The 19061-nt window shown below is 67.9% G+C and carries 10 protein-coding genes and 1 pseudogene; 2 read left to right on the top strand and 9 right to left on the bottom strand.

The window, feature by feature from the left end; translation table 11 throughout:
• Positions 1-644, top strand: a pseudogene (locus CC117_RS37610) (IS4 family transposase); the annotation flags it as partial.
• 191 nt (positions 645-835) lie between these two features.
• On the opposite strand, the gene CC117_RS26320 reads toward CC117_RS37610, so the two are convergent.
• The 3 genes from CC117_RS26320 to CC117_RS26310 all read right to left on the bottom strand — a co-directional run bounded on the left by CC117_RS26320 (position 836) and on the right by CC117_RS26310 (position 4578).
• The gene (locus CC117_RS26320) at positions 836-1117 is read right to left on the bottom strand and encodes a hypothetical protein (protein WP_071088782.1); all 282 of its coding nucleotides are present in this window, start codon (positions 1115-1117) and stop codon (positions 836-838) included.
• Between the two features lie 64 nt (positions 1118-1181).
• On the bottom strand, positions 1182-2519 hold the full coding sequence (locus CC117_RS26315; RefSeq protein WP_071088780.1) for a serine/threonine-protein kinase: 1338 nt from the start codon (positions 2517-2519) through the stop codon (positions 1182-1184).
• Positions 2520-3279: 760 nt separating this feature from the next.
• A complete protein-coding gene (locus tag CC117_RS26310; RefSeq protein ID WP_071088778.1) occupies positions 3280-4578 on the bottom strand; it encodes an ATP-binding protein in 1299 nt (432 codons plus the stop codon).
• A 408-nt stretch (positions 4579-4986) separates the two neighbouring features.
• On the opposite strand from CC117_RS26310, the gene CC117_RS26305 reads away from it, so the two are divergent.
• A complete protein-coding gene (locus tag CC117_RS26305) occupies positions 4987-6903 on the top strand; it encodes a DNA cytosine methyltransferase (RefSeq protein ID WP_071088776.1) in 1917 nt (638 codons plus the stop codon).
• Here CC117_RS26305 and CC117_RS26300 read toward each other — a convergent pair.
• From CC117_RS26300 to CC117_RS26275, 6 genes are read right to left on the bottom strand one after another with little or no spacing between them, the layout of a single operon-like run.
• A complete protein-coding gene (locus CC117_RS26300) occupies positions 6825-7310 on the bottom strand; it encodes a very short patch repair endonuclease (protein WP_071088774.1) in 486 nt (161 codons plus the stop codon). The genes CC117_RS26305 and CC117_RS26300 overlap by 79 nt on opposite strands.
• 41 nt (positions 7311-7351) lie before the next feature.
• Positions 7352-9370 carry a DNA cytosine methyltransferase gene (locus CC117_RS26295; RefSeq protein ID WP_084132817.1) on the bottom strand — a complete coding sequence of 673 codons (2019 nt, stop codon included), beginning with the start codon at positions 9368-9370 and terminating at the stop codon, positions 7352-7354.
• Positions 9360-11135, bottom strand: a complete 1776-nt coding sequence (locus tag CC117_RS26290) for an AIPR family protein (RefSeq protein WP_071088770.1) — start codon at positions 11133-11135, stop codon at positions 9360-9362. Before CC117_RS26290 ends, CC117_RS26295 begins: the two co-directional genes overlap by 11 nt.
• A 17-nt stretch (positions 11136-11152) precedes the next feature.
• Positions 11153-13879: a sigma-70 family RNA polymerase sigma factor gene (locus CC117_RS26285; RefSeq protein WP_071088768.1), complete on the bottom strand. Its 2727-nt coding sequence runs from the start codon at positions 13877-13879 to the stop codon at positions 11153-11155.
• On the bottom strand, positions 13876-15669 hold the full coding sequence (gene drmB / locus CC117_RS26280; RefSeq protein ID WP_071088766.1) for a DrmB family protein: 1794 nt from the start codon (positions 15667-15669) through the stop codon (positions 13876-13878). Before drmB ends, CC117_RS26285 begins: the two co-directional genes overlap by 4 nt.
• Positions 15666-18848, bottom strand: a complete 3183-nt coding sequence (locus tag CC117_RS26275; protein ID WP_071088764.1) for a helicase-related protein — start codon at positions 18846-18848, stop codon at positions 15666-15668. The genes drmB and CC117_RS26275 overlap by 4 nt, the downstream gene beginning before the upstream one ends.
• Positions 18849-19061: the final 213 nt, after the last annotated feature.

Genomic DNA, 19061 nt, shown 5'->3' with positions numbered 1-19061 from the left:
TCTACGGGCGGCTCCGCGACGACGAGCTGCTGATCGCGGACAGGAACTTCTACTCGTTCGCCGCGTGGGGGCTGGCGGCGGACACCGGGGCCGGGTTGCTGTGGCGTGCTCCAGCGACGGTGAACCTGCCGGTGGTGACGGTGCTGGACGACGGCACGTTCCTCACGGTCCTGATCGACCCGAAGATCAAAGGGGCTCGGCGGGATCGGGTCCTCGACGTTGCGAGAGCCGGGGAACCCCTACACCCCGAGGAGGCGCGTCTGGTCCGGGTCGTCGAGTACGACGTGYCCGACCGTGACGGTGACGGTGCCGGGGAGCTGATYGTKCTSCTGWCCASCCTGCTCGACCCGACCGAGGCCTCCGCTGGCGACCTTGCCGGGGCTTACCACCAGCGGTGGGAGCATGAGACCGCGAACGACCAGCTCAAGACCCATCTGCGGGGCCCCGGCCGGCCCTTGCGTTCCCGGTTGCCTGACCTGGCCTACCAGGAGATCTGGGCGTTCCTGCTCGTCCACCATGCCCTCGCCGTCCTGATCACCCATGCGGCGGATGCCGCGGAGGTGGACCCCGACCGGGTCGGTTTCACCCGCACCCTGCGCCTGGTCCGCCGTTCCGCCACCGGAACCGCGGATTTTTCTCCCTGAGGACTGGCACACCGCCCTGCYCCGTTTCCACACCGAGATCACCACCCGGCTGAACCCGCCACGGCGGCACCGGACCTGCCCCCGCAAGATCAAACGCGGGCAGCACAACGACTACCACAAGAAGAAACCCCACCGGCCCGAACCCGCTTCTACCCGCCACCCCGGGCCCGCCACGATCCGCTTCCACCCACTCACCACAGCAGCATGATCAAAAATAAGCTAAACGGCATTGAGCCTTGGGGCGCGGCGCCGAACTTGTCGGAGACCGACCTTGTCCGGTCAATCTCCCGGACGAGGTCGTCGGTGACCCGCTCGACGATCTCGAAGCCTTCGAGCTCGCAGACCCAGTCTTGGGGCAGGGCGTGTTCCCCCAGTACAGCTCCCACGAGGTTCCCGCAGACGGCGCCGTCAACCGCCGTGGGACTCCGGAGCCTTTCAAGAATTCCCTGAACCGCGTTTCTGAATGCGCTCATGGGCGGGCAGAGACTGGCTAAACGTTGTCAACCCAGCCCTTTCGCCGGACCTGTCGAATGTCTGTCATTCCATTGACCTCGCCGGATCCCGGTCATGGCCGACCGAAGGCGGAACGACTGGCGGGCGCTGGGCTGCAGATGGCTGCTGGGAATCGATCAACCGCCGCCCAAGCTCAGCCAGGAGGATTTGCCGTTCGCGCGTCGCGATATTCGCAGCGACCCTCCGTGCCGCCCGGCGCCGACCATACTCGCCCAGCCAGGCGAGGAGACTGCCGACTGCCGACCGCTGGTCGTCGAGGTCACCCATGTTCGGGACCCAGGCCTCCGGGGGCTCCGCAGGCTGTGCCCGGACAGTCGGGTGATCCTCGACGGCGGTGTGGCTGAGACGGGAGCCAGACGGTGACACGGGCGCGGTGCTGTCGACGTCGGTGCGGTTCGGTGCTAGCGCCGTGACCCGCAGTCTGGTCGGCGCTACCGCGGCGCCTCTGTTGTCACGACCAACAGGGGCCAGGGAAAGCTGGGGGTCTGTGGCGCGTCGAACGGCGTCGTCGAGGTGGAGTGGTGCGCCGACCCTGGAACTCCAGCCAGCGCCGTAGGCCTGGGTGGCGGCACGGGCGAGGTCGAGCGCGAAGGCGGTGGCATCGTGGTGGCGGTCGGACGGCGCTTTCGCCAACACCCGCAGCACAACCGCCGCCACGGGGGCGGGAACCCCGACCATCGGTGGGGGTGGGTCGGTCAGGTGCTGGCGCCACAGCATCGGCAGCGGCTGTTTCGGATCGAACGGGGCCCTCCCGGTCAACAGCCGGTAGAGCACCACGCCGAGCGCGTACAGATCGGTCGCCGGCCCCAGCCGGCCTCCCTCGATCTGCTCCGGCGCCATGTACATCGGTGTACCGATCAACCCGCTGGCAGTGGCTGCCGAGCCTTCGAACAGCTTCGCGATCCCGAAATCGGTGACCTTCGGTGTCCCGTCGGCAGCGAACAGGATGTTGTCTGCCTTGATGTCACGGTGAAGGACTCCACGTTCGTGTGCGTGCCGTAACGCCGCGGCCACCGCCAGCCCCGCCGCGCACACCTGCTCCGGGCTCATGGAGCTGCGACGCCGAGTCAGCGTGCCCCCGGCCAGCAGCTCCATCACGACCAGGCACAGGCCCTCGGCCTCGACGTAGTCGAAGGCGCGCACCACGTGCGGATGGTCCAGCTGCCCCAGCACCCTCGCCTCGGCGGCGAAGTCCACCCGCACACCCTCGGCTGTCTCGGCCGGCATCACCTTCACCGCCACCGCGCGACCCATCCGCCGATGCTCCGCGGCCAGCACCAGCCCGAACGCCCCTGCACCCAGCTGCTGGCCCAGCATGTAGCCAGGGAGCGCCGTGGCGACCCGCTCCCGGTCGACGATCATCGAACTTCCTGGCGGCCAGGCCGCCCCGGTGTGAATGCCCCCGTCATCGTGGAATCAGCCTAGCGGCGAATCGCCACAGAATTGGCACACCTGGCCCACATGCCGGCAATGAGTCGATGGCCGGGACGGACGACGGTGCCAGCGCCAGTCGGGCCCCGGTGAATACGACGAGTCCCGGCGCACCAGCGCCTCTGTCCGCGACGACGGTCGGCGACGAGGCCGGGCGCCGGATCGAGGACCAGGATGTCGTACTCCTCCGCGACCGGCCACGGGTGGGGCCCCTGGCGCCCTCCGGTCAGGCGTCGAACGTGAATTCGTCGTCAGGGAGTCCGTGCCTGAAATCTCCGTGCAGTACTCGCCGGGCGCACCAGAGCAGTCGATGACGGAGCAGAATCGGAATGTGTTTGCTCTGCCTGTCGCAGCATGTGTCAAATCCGCCGTGACGCGGGCACTTGATGTCGTCGCCCGCCGCGYAGTGGTACCTGTCCAGGCAGCCGCAGTCGATGGCAACGCGTGACCACGCCCGTCTCGTCGCCCGCGCATGCTGGCTGGGCTTCCTTCGGTCCATGAAGCAGCAACGCCAATCGGTCGGTGGGGCAGCCGGCAGAGATTTCGATAATGAGATCTCCTCGCGTCCCGTCAGCAATTCAAAGGATGCTGTCCGACCCCGATGCAGTGCCTCTCGGCGCGAGGTTACTGGCAGGCGCCTGTCAGTCAGATCGGGTTGACATTTCGTCGCGTTTCCTTGCGGAGGCGCGGATCAGACGGCCAGGTCAAGGGCAGCGGCGATGTCCGGAGCGTCGCGACGGATGATGGCAAGGATGGATTCCAGAGCCTCGAAATGCCCCGACTGCATGGCCGCGGAACGAAGCGCGAGACCTGCGAGTGCGAGGTCGGYGCTCGGTGCTGATAACGGTTGGGGTGCGTCGCGGTGCAGAGGAAGATTTCCATGGGGCGACGAACGGCGGTAGGCGGCGTTCGCGGCGAGGCACAGTTCGTTGATCGAGGCCGTCGCCATCYGGCGGAGCTGCGGCGGAATCGAGACTCTCATCTTCGAGACGTTGATGTTGAATACAGGGTCGAGCGAGGTTTCGAAGTCGAGTGATGCACGTGCCAGCTTGGTGTGTTCGTCAATACCGCGAATTCCCGCCCAGCCGCCCCACTGGACCAGCCGGTTCGCGCGATATATGTAGAGTCCCTGCTGGCGGTTCCAGTTCAGCGGTCCAGACATGCGCTCGAACTCGTCCGGAGACGAGAACTTGGTGCGTGGAGGAAGCACGAACCGTCGGATGTGCACGACGCCGGAGGCGCTGCCGACGGTGATCTCGAACTGTTGTGCGGGCAGTTCGCGGCGATGCTCCTCGTTCGGTGCGAAGGGATTCCAGGGGAGGATCTTCTCGCCATTCACCGAGATGGTCACCTTCCTGCCGTCGGGCAGGCCTTCGATGAACCTGTGGAAGACGACGGCAAGGTGATCGGCGGTCTTTCGGGCGTAGGAGTCGAGTCGCCTGCGTGCCCACCCGCCGTCGGGACGGTTCTCGGGCAGTACTCGGTCAAGATCGCGCCAGAGAACCACGGTGCCGGATCCGGCACCAAGAAGCTCGCGTGCGTGTTCGATCTCGGCCGAAGATCTTGGGGCGACAACAAGCCACTCGTCGAGTTCTTCGACGAGGTCGAGGTCCAGTTCACGGACGAAGACACGGTCGGCGGAGGTCGATCGTCGGGTCACGACGGTGACCGACCTGCCCTGCGACAGGGACGCTGTTTTCAGGCCGAGCCCRTATCGACCGAGGTCTTTTTCCTGGTAGCTGCGACGGGAGCCGAACCGCAGGGCCTCTACCAGCGCGTTCTCGCTCATTCCAACTCCGTCGTCCGCGATGAGGACTCGGGATGCGACTCCGTCGAACCTGACGATCACCTGAACGTGGGTGGCCCCTGCGGACACACTGTTGTCAACGAGGTCGGCGACGGCGGCGGGGAAGTCGTAGCCGACGTCGCGAAGGGATCGGGTCAGCCGGGCCGCAGACGGAGTGACCTCGTAGGACCGTCGGCCAGCCACTCTGTGTCCCCCTTTGTTGCCTGATGTCGGCGGCCCCCAGGATCTCACGCGCGGGTTCGAGTCGAGGAAGCTCTGGTACAGCTGAGCGTGGATGTTGTTTCGACTGCCGCGAGGTAGTTGGCGTGGGTGGTGGGTGGTGGCCTTCCGGCGTCGGAGCGGCATGCGGGTGCGTCCTGCGTTCGACGGGATGGCGACCGACGGGTGCCTGCCCTGCTCGAGAGCCCGGGCGGCAGTTGACAGAACGTGTGTTCGATATCAGGGTCTGTCGGTGAAGGGCGTGGTGGTCTCGTCTCCGGTGGGTCCCGGGTGCTCGATCCCGTGGCGACTGTTGTTAACTACTACAGCGCGTCGGTGGCTGCGCCGAATGTGGCGGATCAGGGTCGCGGTGGTTGTGGGGAGGGTGTACGGATGGCTTCCTACGGCGTGCGGCTGGAACGCAGCGACCTGCTGCGGTTGCAGCCGTGCCCCGGCAGCCCCTCCGAGGACGAGTTCGTCGCCTGGTGTCGGGCCGAGGAGTCGGCTGGCAGAYGCCTCGCCGTCGACCTTTTCAGCGGTGCCGGCGGCCTCAGCCTGGGTCTGGAGCAGGCGGGTTGGACCGTGGTCGCCGCTGTCGATCACGACCCGCGCGCCGTCGAGACCCACAGGGCCAACTTTCGGGGCAGAGCGACACAGCTCGACCTGAGCGAGCCCGAGGATCGGAAGAAGCTGACCGACTCCCTGGTCGGCCTGAAGATCGACCTTGTGGCAGGCGGCCCTCCCTGCCAGCCGTTCAGCCGTGCCGGGGCCAGCAAGATCCGTAGCCTGGTCGCGCAGGGAACGCGCTCTCGTCTCGACGCGCGCCGCGAACTGTGGATGGCGTTTCTCTCGGTCGTGTTCGAGCTGCGCCCGCGTGCTGTGCTGATGGAGAACGTTCCGGACATGGGACTGGTCGATGACTTCCAGACCGTGCGCCGCATCGTCGGAGACCTGGAGGCGTTCGGCTACGCCACCGAGGTGCGGATCATCGACACCTGGAAGTTCCGTGTGCCCCAGCACCGTCGCCGCCTGATACTGCTTGCCCGTCAGGACGGTGACCACTTCGTCTGGCCACCCGCGGCCGAGGGGCCGCAGGTGACAGTTGAGGACGCAATCCGTGACCTCCCCAGGCTGGGTCTCACCACCGGCACCCGAGAGATCGACTACCAGGGCGAGGCGCTGAGCGGGTTTGCCCGGGAGATGCGCCAGGGCGCCGTGGAGAGCCGCATCCACGACCACTTCACCCGGCCGGTCCGGGAGGACGACCGCAGGGCGTTCGAGCTCATGGACGAGACGACTCTCTACTCCGCACTTCCGGACGAGATGAAGAGATACCGGTCGGACTCGTTCAACGACAAGTACAACCGGCTGGGATGGAAGGAGCTCAGTCGGACGATCACCGCGCACATCGCCAAGGACGGCTACTGGTACATCCACCCGGAGGAACTACGCACACTGACCGTTCGCGAGGCGGCTCGCATCCAGACCTTTCCGGACAGGTTTCGTTTCGCGGGATACAGAAGTGATGCGTTCAGGCAGATCGGAAACGCGGTTCCTCCGCTCGCAGGTGCGGCCGCGGCTCATGCTCTGCTTCCGCAGACGGGAGGAGAAGCACCCGTCGCCCCGTCTTCGGCAAGCTGGTCAGCGGTGCATCGATCCCTCGAGATCTGGGCTGCCGACCTGGCCAGGAGCGAGGTCTGGACGGCCGTTCCCGGCAGCATGATGACGCCGCTGGTCGCGGTGGCCTGCGCGCTGCTGTCCCGTCCTCAGCCCGTTCCCGCGGAGGACATGCCCGCGCTCGCCCTGCTGCGTGACCGGGACCGACTCGACGAGGAGACATATCAGGCCTGCCTGGCGGCGGTGCCACACCACACCCGACGCAGGTTGGAGAGACTCCGTCTGCTGGTCGACGTCACATTGTCCGACGAGGCGGACGAGGTGATCGGGCTGTTGAAACTCCGGCCGGCGCAGGCGAAGATCTTCAGGCTGCTGCGTGGCCACGACGTGCTCGTGGCGGGAACGAGCGCGGTCCGCGTGGCTGCGCGCTTCCGCGGAACCACCTCGCATGAGCAGAACTCGTTGACCGACGGCCGGATCGACCTTGCCCGACTCGTCGGAACCGGTGAGGAGGCTCCGCAGCGCATGGCGGCTGTCCGTCACCTGGCAATGACGGTGTGTGGGCCGGGTGTTCCGGTCTGTTCGGCGTGTCCGCTCAGGCAGGTCGGCTGCGCCTACGGTCGTGAGGAGGCCGATCGGGCGGTGGTCCGTCTTGACGACGCGCTGTCGGCGGATGGTCTCTGGGCCTCCTGAGCGGCTCTGAGCACCAACAGCGAGGACTCCGCGACGTTCCGGCGGACCTGGCACTCCCAGACCCGGAGCACCTTCCAGCCCGCTTCGGCGAGTGCAGCGTCGTTGCGGTGATCCCGGTTGCGGTTCGCCTCCATCTTCTGCCGCCAGAGGTCGGCGTTCGGGCCCCGGTACTGCTTCATCCCGTGTGTGGGGCAGCCGTRCCAGAAGCAGCCATCCACAAAGACCGCGAGGTGCCAGCGGGGGAGCACGAAGTCGGGCGTGCAGCGCGGAACAACCTGCTGGTGAACACGGAATCGCAGGCCAAGCGCGTGTACCGCCCTGCGCAGCGCGATCTCGGGCTTGGTGTTCCGTGATCTGCGCCCCCGCAGGTGACTGCCTGCCCGGGTCACCGTCCACGTCGGCTTCATCGCGGGCTCCTGGCCGGTCGCTGCGACGGGTGCTTCCCTGCTCACGCCCCGGTTCTTCCCGTCGAGGACGAGGTCATGGGTGCCTCTGCTCCGGTGCCCGCACCGGTCGAGCGCTGACACGTGGTGGTGAGTGGGCATTCCGTGCATCTCGGGGCGTTCGGCCGGCACATGGAGCTGGCAAGCGCGACGAGTGCCAGATGCGCCTCGCGTGCGGTGCCGGGGCCGCCTATCAGACGGGCCACGGCGAGCCGACCGTCGGACATGCGGTTTCTGTGGTCGACATCGCTGCCGTCGTGYCGGGCCGCCAGGCGCAGCACGCCCCTGCCGACGAGGACCGGCTCCGGACTCGCGTCGATGTCCACCGACGGGACCGTCAGAACAGCGAGATCGAGGACGGATGCCGTGACATGGGGGATCTTTCCGGTGGGGTCCGGCGCGTCGAGCGCGTCCGGATTTTTCGTCAGCCAGTCCGCGGCGTCCAGCAGCTGCTCGGCGCGATGCTCACGGCCGATCCATCCGGAGGCCCGAAGAAAGTCGGCCTCGGCCTCGATGGTGGCGGCCGGATCCTGCCAGCGGGCGAAGAGTGGCCAGAGCAGGCGGATCCGGTCGGCGGCCACCCTGCCGAACAGGATCTCGCCCACCACCACCTGCCATCGCGTCGTGGCGGCCAGCCACGGCAGGGGCAGGCCAGCGGCTCCCTGACTGTCGAACCATGCCTTCAGGCGTCCTGCAAGCTCGATCGTCGTCGGCCGGGAAGCAACGGGCACGGTCATGCTCCTGACCAGCGCCTGCCCGAGGTGTTCGCCCAGTCGCGGCGGCACGGCGTTGCCGATCTGCCGGAAGGCGGCTGACGGTGGCCCAGCGAAGCGTACGTGGTCGGGGAAGGTCTGCAGGCGCGCCGCCTCACGGATGGTCAGGGTCCGACTCTGCCGCGGGTGGATGTACCAGTATCCGTCCTTCGCAATGTGCGCGGTGATGGTCCGTGAGAGGTCGTTCTCGCCGAGGCGCTTGTACTTGTCGTCGAAGATGTCGTCCCGGTACCGCTTCACGTTGTCGGGCAGGTCCGAGTAGAGGGTCCTCTCGTCCATCAGCTCGAAGGCCTGAAGGTCGTCCGGGCGGACAGGGCGGGTGATGTGGTCGTACACCCGACCGGCTTCGGCGGCCGGAACCCCCGTACGCATGTCCCGCTGGAAGGTCGTCTGGTGGACGGGGGAGTACTCCGACCAGCCGGCCGCCCCGCCTGCCGGCCGCCAGCCGCCGTCGACCTCGGGCAGGTCGCCGATCGCGTTCCAGACCGTGACCCGTCTGCCGGTGTCGTCGGGCCAGCGGAACCGCATCGGCGCCCGCATAGCCGCGATGACCAGCCGCTGTCGGGACTGCGGCACGCCGTAGCGGGAGGTTTCGACGAGCCGCGCCTCGACCGTGTAGCCGAGTTCCTCGAGTGTGTGGACGATGGTGCGGAAGATGAACATCTCCCGGTCCAGCGCCATGTCCGGCACGTTCTCCATGAGTACGCATCCCGGGCCGGCTTGGCGGACGATCGCGAGGAACGATTCCCACAGGTCGCGCCGCCGGTCGTGCGGTTCTGCAAGGCCGAGCCGCACCCTGTGCCGGATCTTCGAGCGGCCCGCGCGCGAGAATGGCTGGCAGGGCGGCCCGCCGACCACCACGTCCAGACGGAGCGAGCGGATCAGGCCTGCGATCTCGTCGACTTTGCTCTGGTCCGCCAGATCATCGTCGACGGTGAGCCCGGCGAAGTGATGCCGGTGTGTCTCGGTCGCCTCGGGGTCGTGGTCGACACCAAGCACGACCCGCAGCCCTGCCTGTTCCAGCCCGAGGCTCAGCCCGCCGGCACCGGAGAACAGGTCTGCCGCCAGCAGCCGCTGTGGGTCCTCGGTTCGCAGCCGCGCGACGAGCTCTTCCAGCTCCCGGACGTCGCCACAGCTGTCCACATGCGGTTCCAGCCGAACGAACGGCCCACGCACCAGTTTGACCCCGTATCCCCCGGCGGTCCCGCCCGCGTTACGGACCGGCCGCTCGCTGCCGGTCCTAGGCGGCATCGGAGGCCGGTACTGCCAGCTCGGCCACCAGGTCGGCAGGCGGGGCCCACCTGATCGTCTTCTGGGCCTCGAGCCAGCTGGCCTCCTTCTTGCACCACTCGGTGATGTTCCCGTTGCCGGGCGGACTGGTGATCGTCTCGCGCACCTGCGTCGCCAGCTCAGGCACGACGCGTTCGAGTGCCTCCGGCACGGCCTGCGCCCGCCAGATGCGGCCAAGATCGATCATTCCGCCGAAGCGATCCACGACCAGGGAGATCGTCACTGCAGTGATGTTGGCGAGGTATCCGCTGTAACCCTGCTGCTGGATGATCCTGCGGACCCGGTTGTACAGGATCGCCTTGGCGACCAGATCGCGGAACTCGATGTCGGTCGGGGTGTCGTTCGTGCTGGGCTCACCGTGCATGGACCATGCCTGGAAGCACTTCTGGCCACCCAGGCTGACCACGTGCGGCTGGCAGCGGTACGCGTACTCGTACTTCGCCGCGTCCGTCTTCGTGATCTTCTGGTTCTTCGGATTGTCCAGATCGAACTGTCGGCGCTTCGACTGCGTGGTGAACCGCGCCCGGTCGACGTCGTACTGTCCGCGGACCCGCTCGTAATACCAGCGGGTCTGCCGTTCCGCCAGTCCGGACACCGGCGCCCAGATCGCCCGCGAGTGCTTCTCCATCTCGACGTGGTAGGCGCTGTTGCCCTCGAAGTCGGCGGCGGTGACGGCGTTCTGGGAGTTGGCGTACATCGAGATCTTCGGGACGAGCTCGTCGAGGAGCTGGTCGCCGACGATCGTGAACTTGGTGGCCACGTGCACGTCGGACAGACTGTCGACGCCTGCCTTGAAGGCGACGTGCAGCGACGCCGTGGTCTGGCCACCGTTCACGATCTGGAGGTCCCGGATCCTGCTGATGATCCGGGTGCCATCTGCTCCCGAGCCGAACTCGACGGCCGTCGCCGTCGCGGAGATGCCGTTGTTGTACGCGAGGAACCTGCCCGGGTTGTTCCTGATGGTCTCGGCGATCCCCTTGTTGACCTTCGTGCGGGCCTGCAGGAAGGCACGCACGTTACGTTGCAGAAGACGGCTGTGGTGGCGGTCGTACAGCTCGGCGATCAGCTTCGCTGGCAGCACGGCCAGAACGCACTCGTACTCGTCCGGCTGCCGGGGCGCCTCCAGACAGCGGATCTCGTAGCCCATCTCCAGGAGGTCGATGACGATCTCCTCCTGGCGGCGGCCGGAGGTCATCAGACGGTGCAGCCGGGTGAGGTCCCAGAGCTGGGTCGTGACCGGCAGGTCGTCGACGCTGAGATCGGTGGCCCAGACCCCGGCCCTGCTGACGGCACCGTCGGTGAGCGCGATGACCTGGACCTGCTCGAAGTCCGCCCACGAGTCACGGATGCGCTCGGCCATGTCCCGTTGGGCCGACTTCTCGAGCCCGTCGGGCATGTCGGTCAGGCACGCGGCGGCAAAGTCGACGGCGGACCGGACCAGCTGTTCGATCCRACTCTTCCGCACGGTCTGCTCGCCGTGATGCACCGTCAGCAGCCGCAGCACCGAACCGTCCGTGCTGATGTCGAAGCCGGCYACCTCGAGGAGGCTTTTCTTCCACTGCTTGTGGAACGGGACGTACTCCGGGTTGTCGAGAGTTCCGTCCTCGGTCAGCGCCTCGCCGGCGACCTGGACGAAGGCGTTCTTCACCATGAGAGTGTCGGCCGACGCCTTCTCGTACACCCACTGCTGGAGCTCGACGACGAAGTCGGTGATCTCTGTGCTCATTGCCGTCCGATCTGGAGTCACGCGGGCGAGGCCTGGTGGCGCCGGAACACGTCGGCCGACAGCCCTCTGGTCATTTTCGCAAGCCTGGTCATGTCCCTCTGCAACGGAGCCGGGACGCGGACCTGCCGGCCACCGTCACCGCAGGTCCAGGCCTCGAGCTGGGACCGCTCGACCTCGACCTCGATGCGGGCGAGATCCGAGTCCTGGTCCGCGGCGAGGTCGGGCAGGCCCAGCCACCCGCCGAGCGACCAGAAACGGCCGTCCGACACGAGATACAGACCCTGCGACCGACGCCATGTGGAGGGCTCGCCGACCTCCTCGAAGTCCTCCTCCGCCAGCCGGGACGGATGCGGCAGGACATAGGGCCGGACGTGTGCCACCAGGTGGTCGACCCGCACCGTCTCCGTGCCGAGGTCCTGCGTAGCCAGATGGGCGAGCAGGAACGGGTCCCGCGAGGCCACGGGCACCGAGTCGGTTCTGCGGACGAGGGGCGGGCGCAGGGTGGCCCCGGACGGCTTCGGGACTGCTGGTCGAACGCGCCCGGAGAACGGAGACCCGTGTTTCTGTTTCCCCGGCCCTGGCCCGACGGCATTCTCCGAACGAACCTGCCGGAGCGACGTCCGCAGCTGGTCCAGCGCCTTCTTCTCGATCTGGCGGATGCGTTCCCTGGTCACGCCGAATACCTGGCCGACCTGCTCCAGGGTCCGCGGCTCGTCGTCCTCGAAACCGAAGCGCAGCCGCACGATCTCCGCACTTCTCGGATGAAGCTCCGCGAGACCACTGGCGACCGCCATGCGGAGCCACTCCCGGTCGAAGACCGCGTCCGGATCGGTGCCGGGAGGAGCGGGAAAGTCGATGAGCTCGCTCAGGACCGTGTCCCCGTGCTCGCCCACCGACTGGTCGAGCCCGATCACCCGCTGCTGGAGTGCGAGAAGGCACTGCTCGACCTCACGCTCGGACAGGCCTGCCGCAGCGGCGACGGTGGCGACCTCACCGGGGCGCTCCGCCGACATCTGCAGCTCGCGAAGCGTACGCCGGACCTTGTTCATCTTCTCGACGAAGTGCACGGGCAGGCGGATCAGTCGGCCCTCGTCGGCCACGGCCCGGGTCACCGCCTGGCGGATCCACCACGTGGCGTACGTGGAGAACTTGTGGCCCCTGGACGCGTCGAACTTCTGGACGGCACGCAGCAGCCCGATCATTCCGTGCTGGGAGAGATCCTCGAGGTCGAGGCCCTGCCCCTCGTACTTCTGCGAGATGGAGTGGACCAGCCTCTGGTTGTGCAGCACCAGCGCGTCGTGTGCGCGCGCCCGCACGTCCGTCGGTTCCAGCTGTCTCCGGAACGTCCTCTCCAGATCCTCGTGCAGGGAACGACCCTGGCGCATGAGCATCGCCAGGCCGATCTCCTCGGCCGCGGTCAGGATGTACCGGCTCGGGCGTCGGCGCAGTCTGTCGTCGTCCAGGACACGAAGCGCCGCCTCGACGGCGTCGGTCGGAAGCGCCACCGGGCCGTCGGCTGGCTGCACCGGGGCGAACTCCTCCGCGGACGGTTCATCCTCGAGCGGGTCGTCCGGATCGCTCTCGCCGTCGGTGTCGGTTATCGGGAGCTCGGCCTCGGCAGCGGCATCTGCCTTGCGCTTGCCTGTCGGTTCGCGTGGGAGAAGCTCGGCTCGCTGGTCGTCGAGGAGGAACAGCGGAAGATCGCGAACGAGCCGCGGGTCGCCTTCGCCCGAGTAGGCGAGAACGACCATCCGGCGCGCCCGGGTCACCAGGTACTCCAGCGTCGCCGTCAGCAGCGGGGCCGATGCCTCGAGGGTGACGTCCTGCAGTTCCGCGACGACGACGGTGTCGAACTCGACCCCTCGGGCGGCCGCCCAGGTCGTGATCTTCAGCCCGGGGCTGGCCAGGTCGATCGACTGGCCCGGCAACCTCGGGGTGCCGCCGTGCTGGAACTGCACGGGGCCCGTCCCGCTCCGGATGACCGCACGGTGGAGGGCCTCGACCTGCACACGCTGCTGAACCAGAACACCGATGCGCTCACGTGGGTGCTGGCGGCGGTACTCGTGCAGGTGCCCAGCCAGGCTGGCCAGATTCGGTGTGTGCCAGAGGGCCGGGAGGCCGCCGGCCCTGGTCGGCAGGGCGGACGCGGTGCAGCCGGCCAGGGTGCGGAAGTGGCCGGCCAGCCGTGCGATGGGCACGGTGTTCCTGCAGTTGACCGGCAGCTCGGCGGACGACGGATCCCCCATCGCTCTCCGGATCTGACGGACGGTGGTTTCGCCAAGCCCGGCGTCTGCCTCCACGAGGACCGTCGTCGACACGCCCAGAGCCCGCAGCAGGAGGTAGAACTCGCGGGGGAGCCGGGTGCCGTCAACGACAATGACATGCCGGCTGGCACGTGGTCCGGCAGCGATGTCGAACGCACGGTTGAGACAGGCTCGGAAGTCGAAGACATAGCGATCGTGAGTGGGCGGCGGCTCGCGGAAGAGCTCGTACCAGAACCTGCTGAGGAACGAGTGGAAGGTCCGGACCTCGATGCCACGTTCCGTGGGTGRCAGCAGGTGGCGCAGGTGGCCGACGAGCAGCGAGTTCTCGGCCACGATCGTCACCCGGTGCCGGGCGCAGGAGAGTGCCCTCGCCCCCCGGACGGCGGATGCCGCCATGCCCGAGCCCAGAGCCGCGGTGATCAGGTGACAGGCCGGCGAGAACTCTGAGTTCTCGCCGGGAGTGCGCGCCGTCGTCGTCACCGGAGTTCGGTGCCGTAGGCGTCCTCGATCGTGGTGAGCACGTCGCGGAAGAAGCCGAACTCCTCGTCGACGACCATACGACGGTCGAGCAGCCGGTTCGAGGCCACGCAACTGGTCTCCGGCGCCAGCGAGCACGCGTGGCAGGCTGCGAGGGACAGGCCGTGCAGTCCCTGGCCGGAGGACTCGCCGCACACCGGGTCGAACGAGCACCAGCGAGCGGCGGCCAGAGCTCCGGCGACCAGCGGGACGAGTCGTTCCGGCTCCCCGAGCCGGACGAGCCCGCCCATGGTGCCCTCGGAGTCGCCGGCCGCAGTGTAGATCATCACGCCAGCCATCCGCGGACCCGTCTCCGTGTCGGTCACGTACAGCCGCTCCCGCAGTGACGAGGTCGAGTAGCCGGCCTCGAAGGCCGTCTGGCGCAGCAGGAGGTGCGCGAACGTGTGCAGCAGCAGGTACCTGGGCGTCGGGTCAGCCAGCCAGCCGAGCTCGGGCCGGACCTTCTTCCGCAGCACAAGTCGCTGCGCACGGTCGGCCACCTCGGGGCGCTGCTCCCAGGCGGCCAGCGCCTCCTCGTTGAGGCGCAGGAAGAATCCTTCGCCCAGAACCTCGACTCCGGGCAGGAAGCCGGTGCGGGAGCGCAGGTTGGCTCGGATCTCCCTCGCCATCGTGTGCCGTTCGAAGCCGCGCAACACCCGAACCTCACGAAGACGTTCGACGGTGGTCACTCCGAGGAAGTGGAACTCGAGCTGCTTTGCCACGTCCGCGAGACGGCCCGTGATGCTGGTGGCGTCGATCGTCGTCGCCGTCGCCTGGAAGTAGTCGCGGGAGTCCGTGGTCGCCGGTGGTTCGGTGAGAGCCGTCCACTCCGCGGGCGTGATGTCGGCCTCCGTGCGGGCGACCGTGGTGACGTCCGCCTGCGCCTCCGCCGCACTCAGCTCCTGCCGGATCCGCTCCACGGGGATGTCGGTGTCCTCGTGCAGGAACTCGATGCGCTGCGCCCGGCGCGGGTGGTCGGGATGTTCCAGAAGCCAACGGAAGTCACTGTTCTCGCGCAGCAGGTGCGCGGGATCGCTCCGCGTGCTCCAGTCGGAATCCGGCGGAATGTCGATGGCCGAGATCGTGCGGGGGAAGTAGACGCTCGACGCGCCGCGCTGGACGGCACGCAGATGCTCCTCGCAACTCTCACTCTCGGAGGGGATCTGCCAGGGCTGGAGGCCAGAGCAGTGCTGCCCGACGCGCCTGAGCGCGTCCTTGGTCGGAAGATCCTCCAACGACCGGGCAGCGCTGCAGGTGAGGCAGCGTACCTGCGTCGAGCGCAGGCCTCCACCGATGCCGGCGCTTGTCTCGAAGGCCAGTCGGCTGCCCCGGCAGGGGGCACCCCCGGTACCGAACCTGCTGGAGTGCGCCCACCGCCACCAGTCGACATCGCTGAGATGGCCGTTTCCGCAGATGGCCACGAACCGCATGGGGACCAGCCGTCGCTTCGGGCAGTGCTCGCAGGCGGGAACGGTGTTCTTCTTCTCCCGCGAGGTGCTCCACTTCTCCATCCGGCGGCAGCTCGGGCAGAAGAGCCATCGGGGAAAGCGGTAGTAGGGGATCTTCCCGTCGGCCGGGGCGCCCCCGATCTCGTTGATGCCGAGGATCTCGGCCAGCCGGGGCATCGAGATGACGTCGTGCCACGGCCAACGGCCGGCGTCCTCGGCGACGAAGGACTCGCCGAGGACGTCGATGATCGCCCCGACGCCGAACGGACTGATGGTCTGGGAGCGACGGACCCTGCGAACTGTCACTTCTCCCCCCTGACAGTGAGATTCACCATGACATCGACGTTGCGCATGGAGTCGGGGGTCGGCCAGGCGTCGGCCTTCTGCTCGTGATGGCGCAGCAGGGCCGGCCCCGGGCTCCGGGAGCCTCTGGGGGCGTATGTCAGTCCGGGCTCGTCGTCCGCGGTGCGCAGGACTTTCGCCGTCCATTCGGCTGCCAGCCGCGAGAGGTCTTCCTGGACCTTCTCGTACTCGCTGGAATCCGCCTCCCGGGCCCGCCGGGCCAGCTGGTCGACGAGTCCCTTCATCACGGGATCGTCCTGGTCGAAGGCACCGGCGTCGATCTCGCCGCTCCAGCCGCGTGCGTGCCGCGCCAGAATGACCAGACCGGCGTGCAGTGCCCTGGTACGGGCCGGCAGTGAGAAGGGCGTCACGGAGGTCGGCTCGACGGACCGGTAGAGCGTCGTGTGGTCGGCCATGAAGGTCTCGTAGTGGGAGCGGTCTCGCGGCTTGGACGGCGAGTACAGCGTGACGACCAGTCCGGGGTGTGTGCGGCCGACCCGGCTGCTCGCCTGGATGTACTCGGCCGTCGTCTTGGGCTGCCCCACGATGACCATCAGACCGAGCCGGGGGACGTCCACACCGACGGACAGCATGTTCGTGCTCGCCGCGAGCGAGACCGGATCCTTCCCGTCGTACGACCTGCCGAGGCGCTCCARCACCTTCGGGATGTTCCGGCCCGGAACATTGCTGGTCAGTTCGACGACGTCGTCGTCGGTCAGCGGCCGGGTGCGTCCCTCGCCGGCGGCGATGACCTTCACCCGGGCGGGGATGTCGTCGTGGGCGAGGGTGATCGTCTTGCCCAGCTCGCGGAGGCTGTTGTGGTAGACGATCAGGGTCCGGTACGCATCCTGGCCGGTGGGTGTCAGCTCGATGTCGACCGGGCTCTGCAGGAGCACAGCAGCCAGGTGGACAAGCCCCGTCAGCGGGGTGTGCCCCTGCGGCATCACGCCGAGATACAGCCGGCCGGGTGCCCTGTCATCAGTGCTGACGAAGTACGAGTTGTCGGCCTCCAGGCCGGCGGGCGGGAACAGCGAGACCTCCCGGCCGAACACGCCGAAGGTCTGCTCCTCCGCGCGCCGGACGGTCGCGGTCGACGCGACGAACTTCGGTCGACTTCCGTTGTGGGCCAGCAGTACGTCGAAGGCGGCCTCGTAGATCCCGACCATTGTTCCGAGCGGCCCGGAGATCAGGTGGAACTCGTCCTGAATGATCAGCGACGGGCCGGGCTGGTCGCCAGAGCCGAAGAAGACCCCGGACCGCGGGTCCCACACGGTGCGGGCGAACTTGTCGACGGTGCCGACGAGGAACGTCGGCGGATGCTCGTACAGGTCCTCGTCCACGGATGACAACGGCAGCCGGTCGTGAAAGGGGCAGCGCAGGTTCGGGCAACGAACGAGAAAGGCGCTGTTGGTCGCCTCGACGCCCCACTGGTGGTTCACGGAGTGCTCGCCGGGGGTGATCCGTGTCCCGCACCAGGGACAGAGCTCGATCTGGAAGCTCGTGCTCGTGTCGACGGTCTCGGACTCCCTGAGCCGTTCCAGCAGCTGTCGTGCCTGCTGGTAGTCCCCGGGGGTGTTTTCGTTGCCGACCCAGAGACCGATCGAGATCGGTTCGCTGCCCAGAGCCGCCGGATCCGCCCGGCGAAGAAGCTCGCAGGCACAGATCAGTGTCGCCGCTCGCTGGAACTGCTGCGTTGTCAGCAGTCTCAGCGTGTAGCGGGTGATCACCGTGGTGCCGCCTGCGTCGTCCTCGCCCCGAAGCCGCCGGAGCATGATGACGAACGCCGTCAGACCGAGGTACGCCTCCGTCTTCCCACCGCCGGTGGGGAACCAGATCAGATCGACGATCTCCCGGTCCGGGCTGTCTGCCACAGCGGCGCCGTGCAGCGTGAGCAGCAGGAAGCCCAGCTGGAACGGGCGCCAGAAATGGGTGTTATCGGGGTAGTCCGGGTTGACCTCGGGTGGGTCGGAGGTCTCGTGCGGCTCGCCGGCGAGATCGTCGCCCCGGTGCACGATCTGCCAGTGCATCGCGCGGTTCGCGAGCGCGAACGCGAGACGGACGGTCCGGTCCGACTCGAGAAGCCGCACACCCGACCGCATCCGCAGGCGGGCCTTGTCCACGTCGTCGAGAACTCGGCCGGCCGCGGCGTGCAGGTGGGCCGGCACCGTGCCATCGACCAGCTGGGCGTGCAGGGATTCTGCCCATGCGTCGTAGCTGTCGACGAATGCGTCGAGTGCGCCGACCAGATCCACCGCCTCGGCGGTGTCGAACCGCGCGAGTGCGGCGAGATCAAGGATCCTCTCGTGACCCGGCACTTTGAACGAGATGCCGGGAACGACATGCGCCGGCACGTACGACGTGTGCACCCACTCCGGAGTCTCGCGACCGTCGCCCGTCCAGGCCGCGGCGACGCCGTGACCGACGGCGTAGGTCGGGGTCATGCGGTACAGGAGCTCGAGCTCCTCCGCCTCGTCGTCGCGGTACAGGTGCGGCGCGTTCGGGTACCGCTGGATCGTGCCGGTCTCCGGCCGCGCCCGCAGACTCACCTGGAGCATGCAACCTGCGGCCTCCTCGGCCTTGGTCCCCGTTCTGGCCCTGTTGACGAGCGACACCGTGACGATGGCGCCTCCGCTCCCCTGGGGCCGCCAGACCACGTCGAGGCTGGCCCTTCCGTCGGGGAGCGGCAGATGCCCGGTACGGCGTCGATCGGCCGGGCCGGGCGGGTCCAGCCGAAGGGCATCGTCGCCGACGAGCCGAACCGGCCGGCGCGTCCAGCGTTTCGGAGAGCCGCCGTCGGCGGTGTAGCGGGCGAACTCCGCCTCGACGACAATCGGTGCCCAGCCACTGGTCATGAAGGTCAGGCCGGCCGAGCTGGGCTTGTGCTGGCCGGCCAGCGCCAGGGGATCCTCGTCGACCTCGTCGCYGATCTGGCCGCCCTGCTCGTCGATCTCCTCCCCGACATCACCGGTCGCGCTGGAGTCGCCATCGTGGGCGTTCTCCTGCTCCTGGGGATACAGGATGGCAGTCAGATAGCGTCCCGCAGGCTCCTCCAGCAGCACCTCGTCGTCGCCACCGACCGGTCCGATGAGCTGACGCCCGAGATATTCAGTGATCTTCCGTCGATCGTCCGCGTTGGAACCCATCGACGCCCCCCGTGTCTCATCTGTTCTATAGCAGGACCGGATCAGGCCCGGGCGATCCCAACGGGATCCAAGAAGCCTCGTCCGTCAGATGGCCATGCGGAAACCGGGTGCCACGGTCACGAACGATCTTCTCCGGTTGCTGGTCATGCAGCGGGTCGGATATCGCCGCTGACCGTCCAMCCTAGTCATCGTCTGTGCATGAGGTGCTGCGGA

The organism is Parafrankia colletiae (assembly GCF_001854655.1).
GTDB classification, from domain to species: domain Bacteria; phylum Actinomycetota; class Actinomycetes; order Frankiales; family Frankiaceae; genus Parafrankia; species Parafrankia colletiae.
This window is presented reverse-complemented; position numbering and strand designations above follow the sequence as displayed.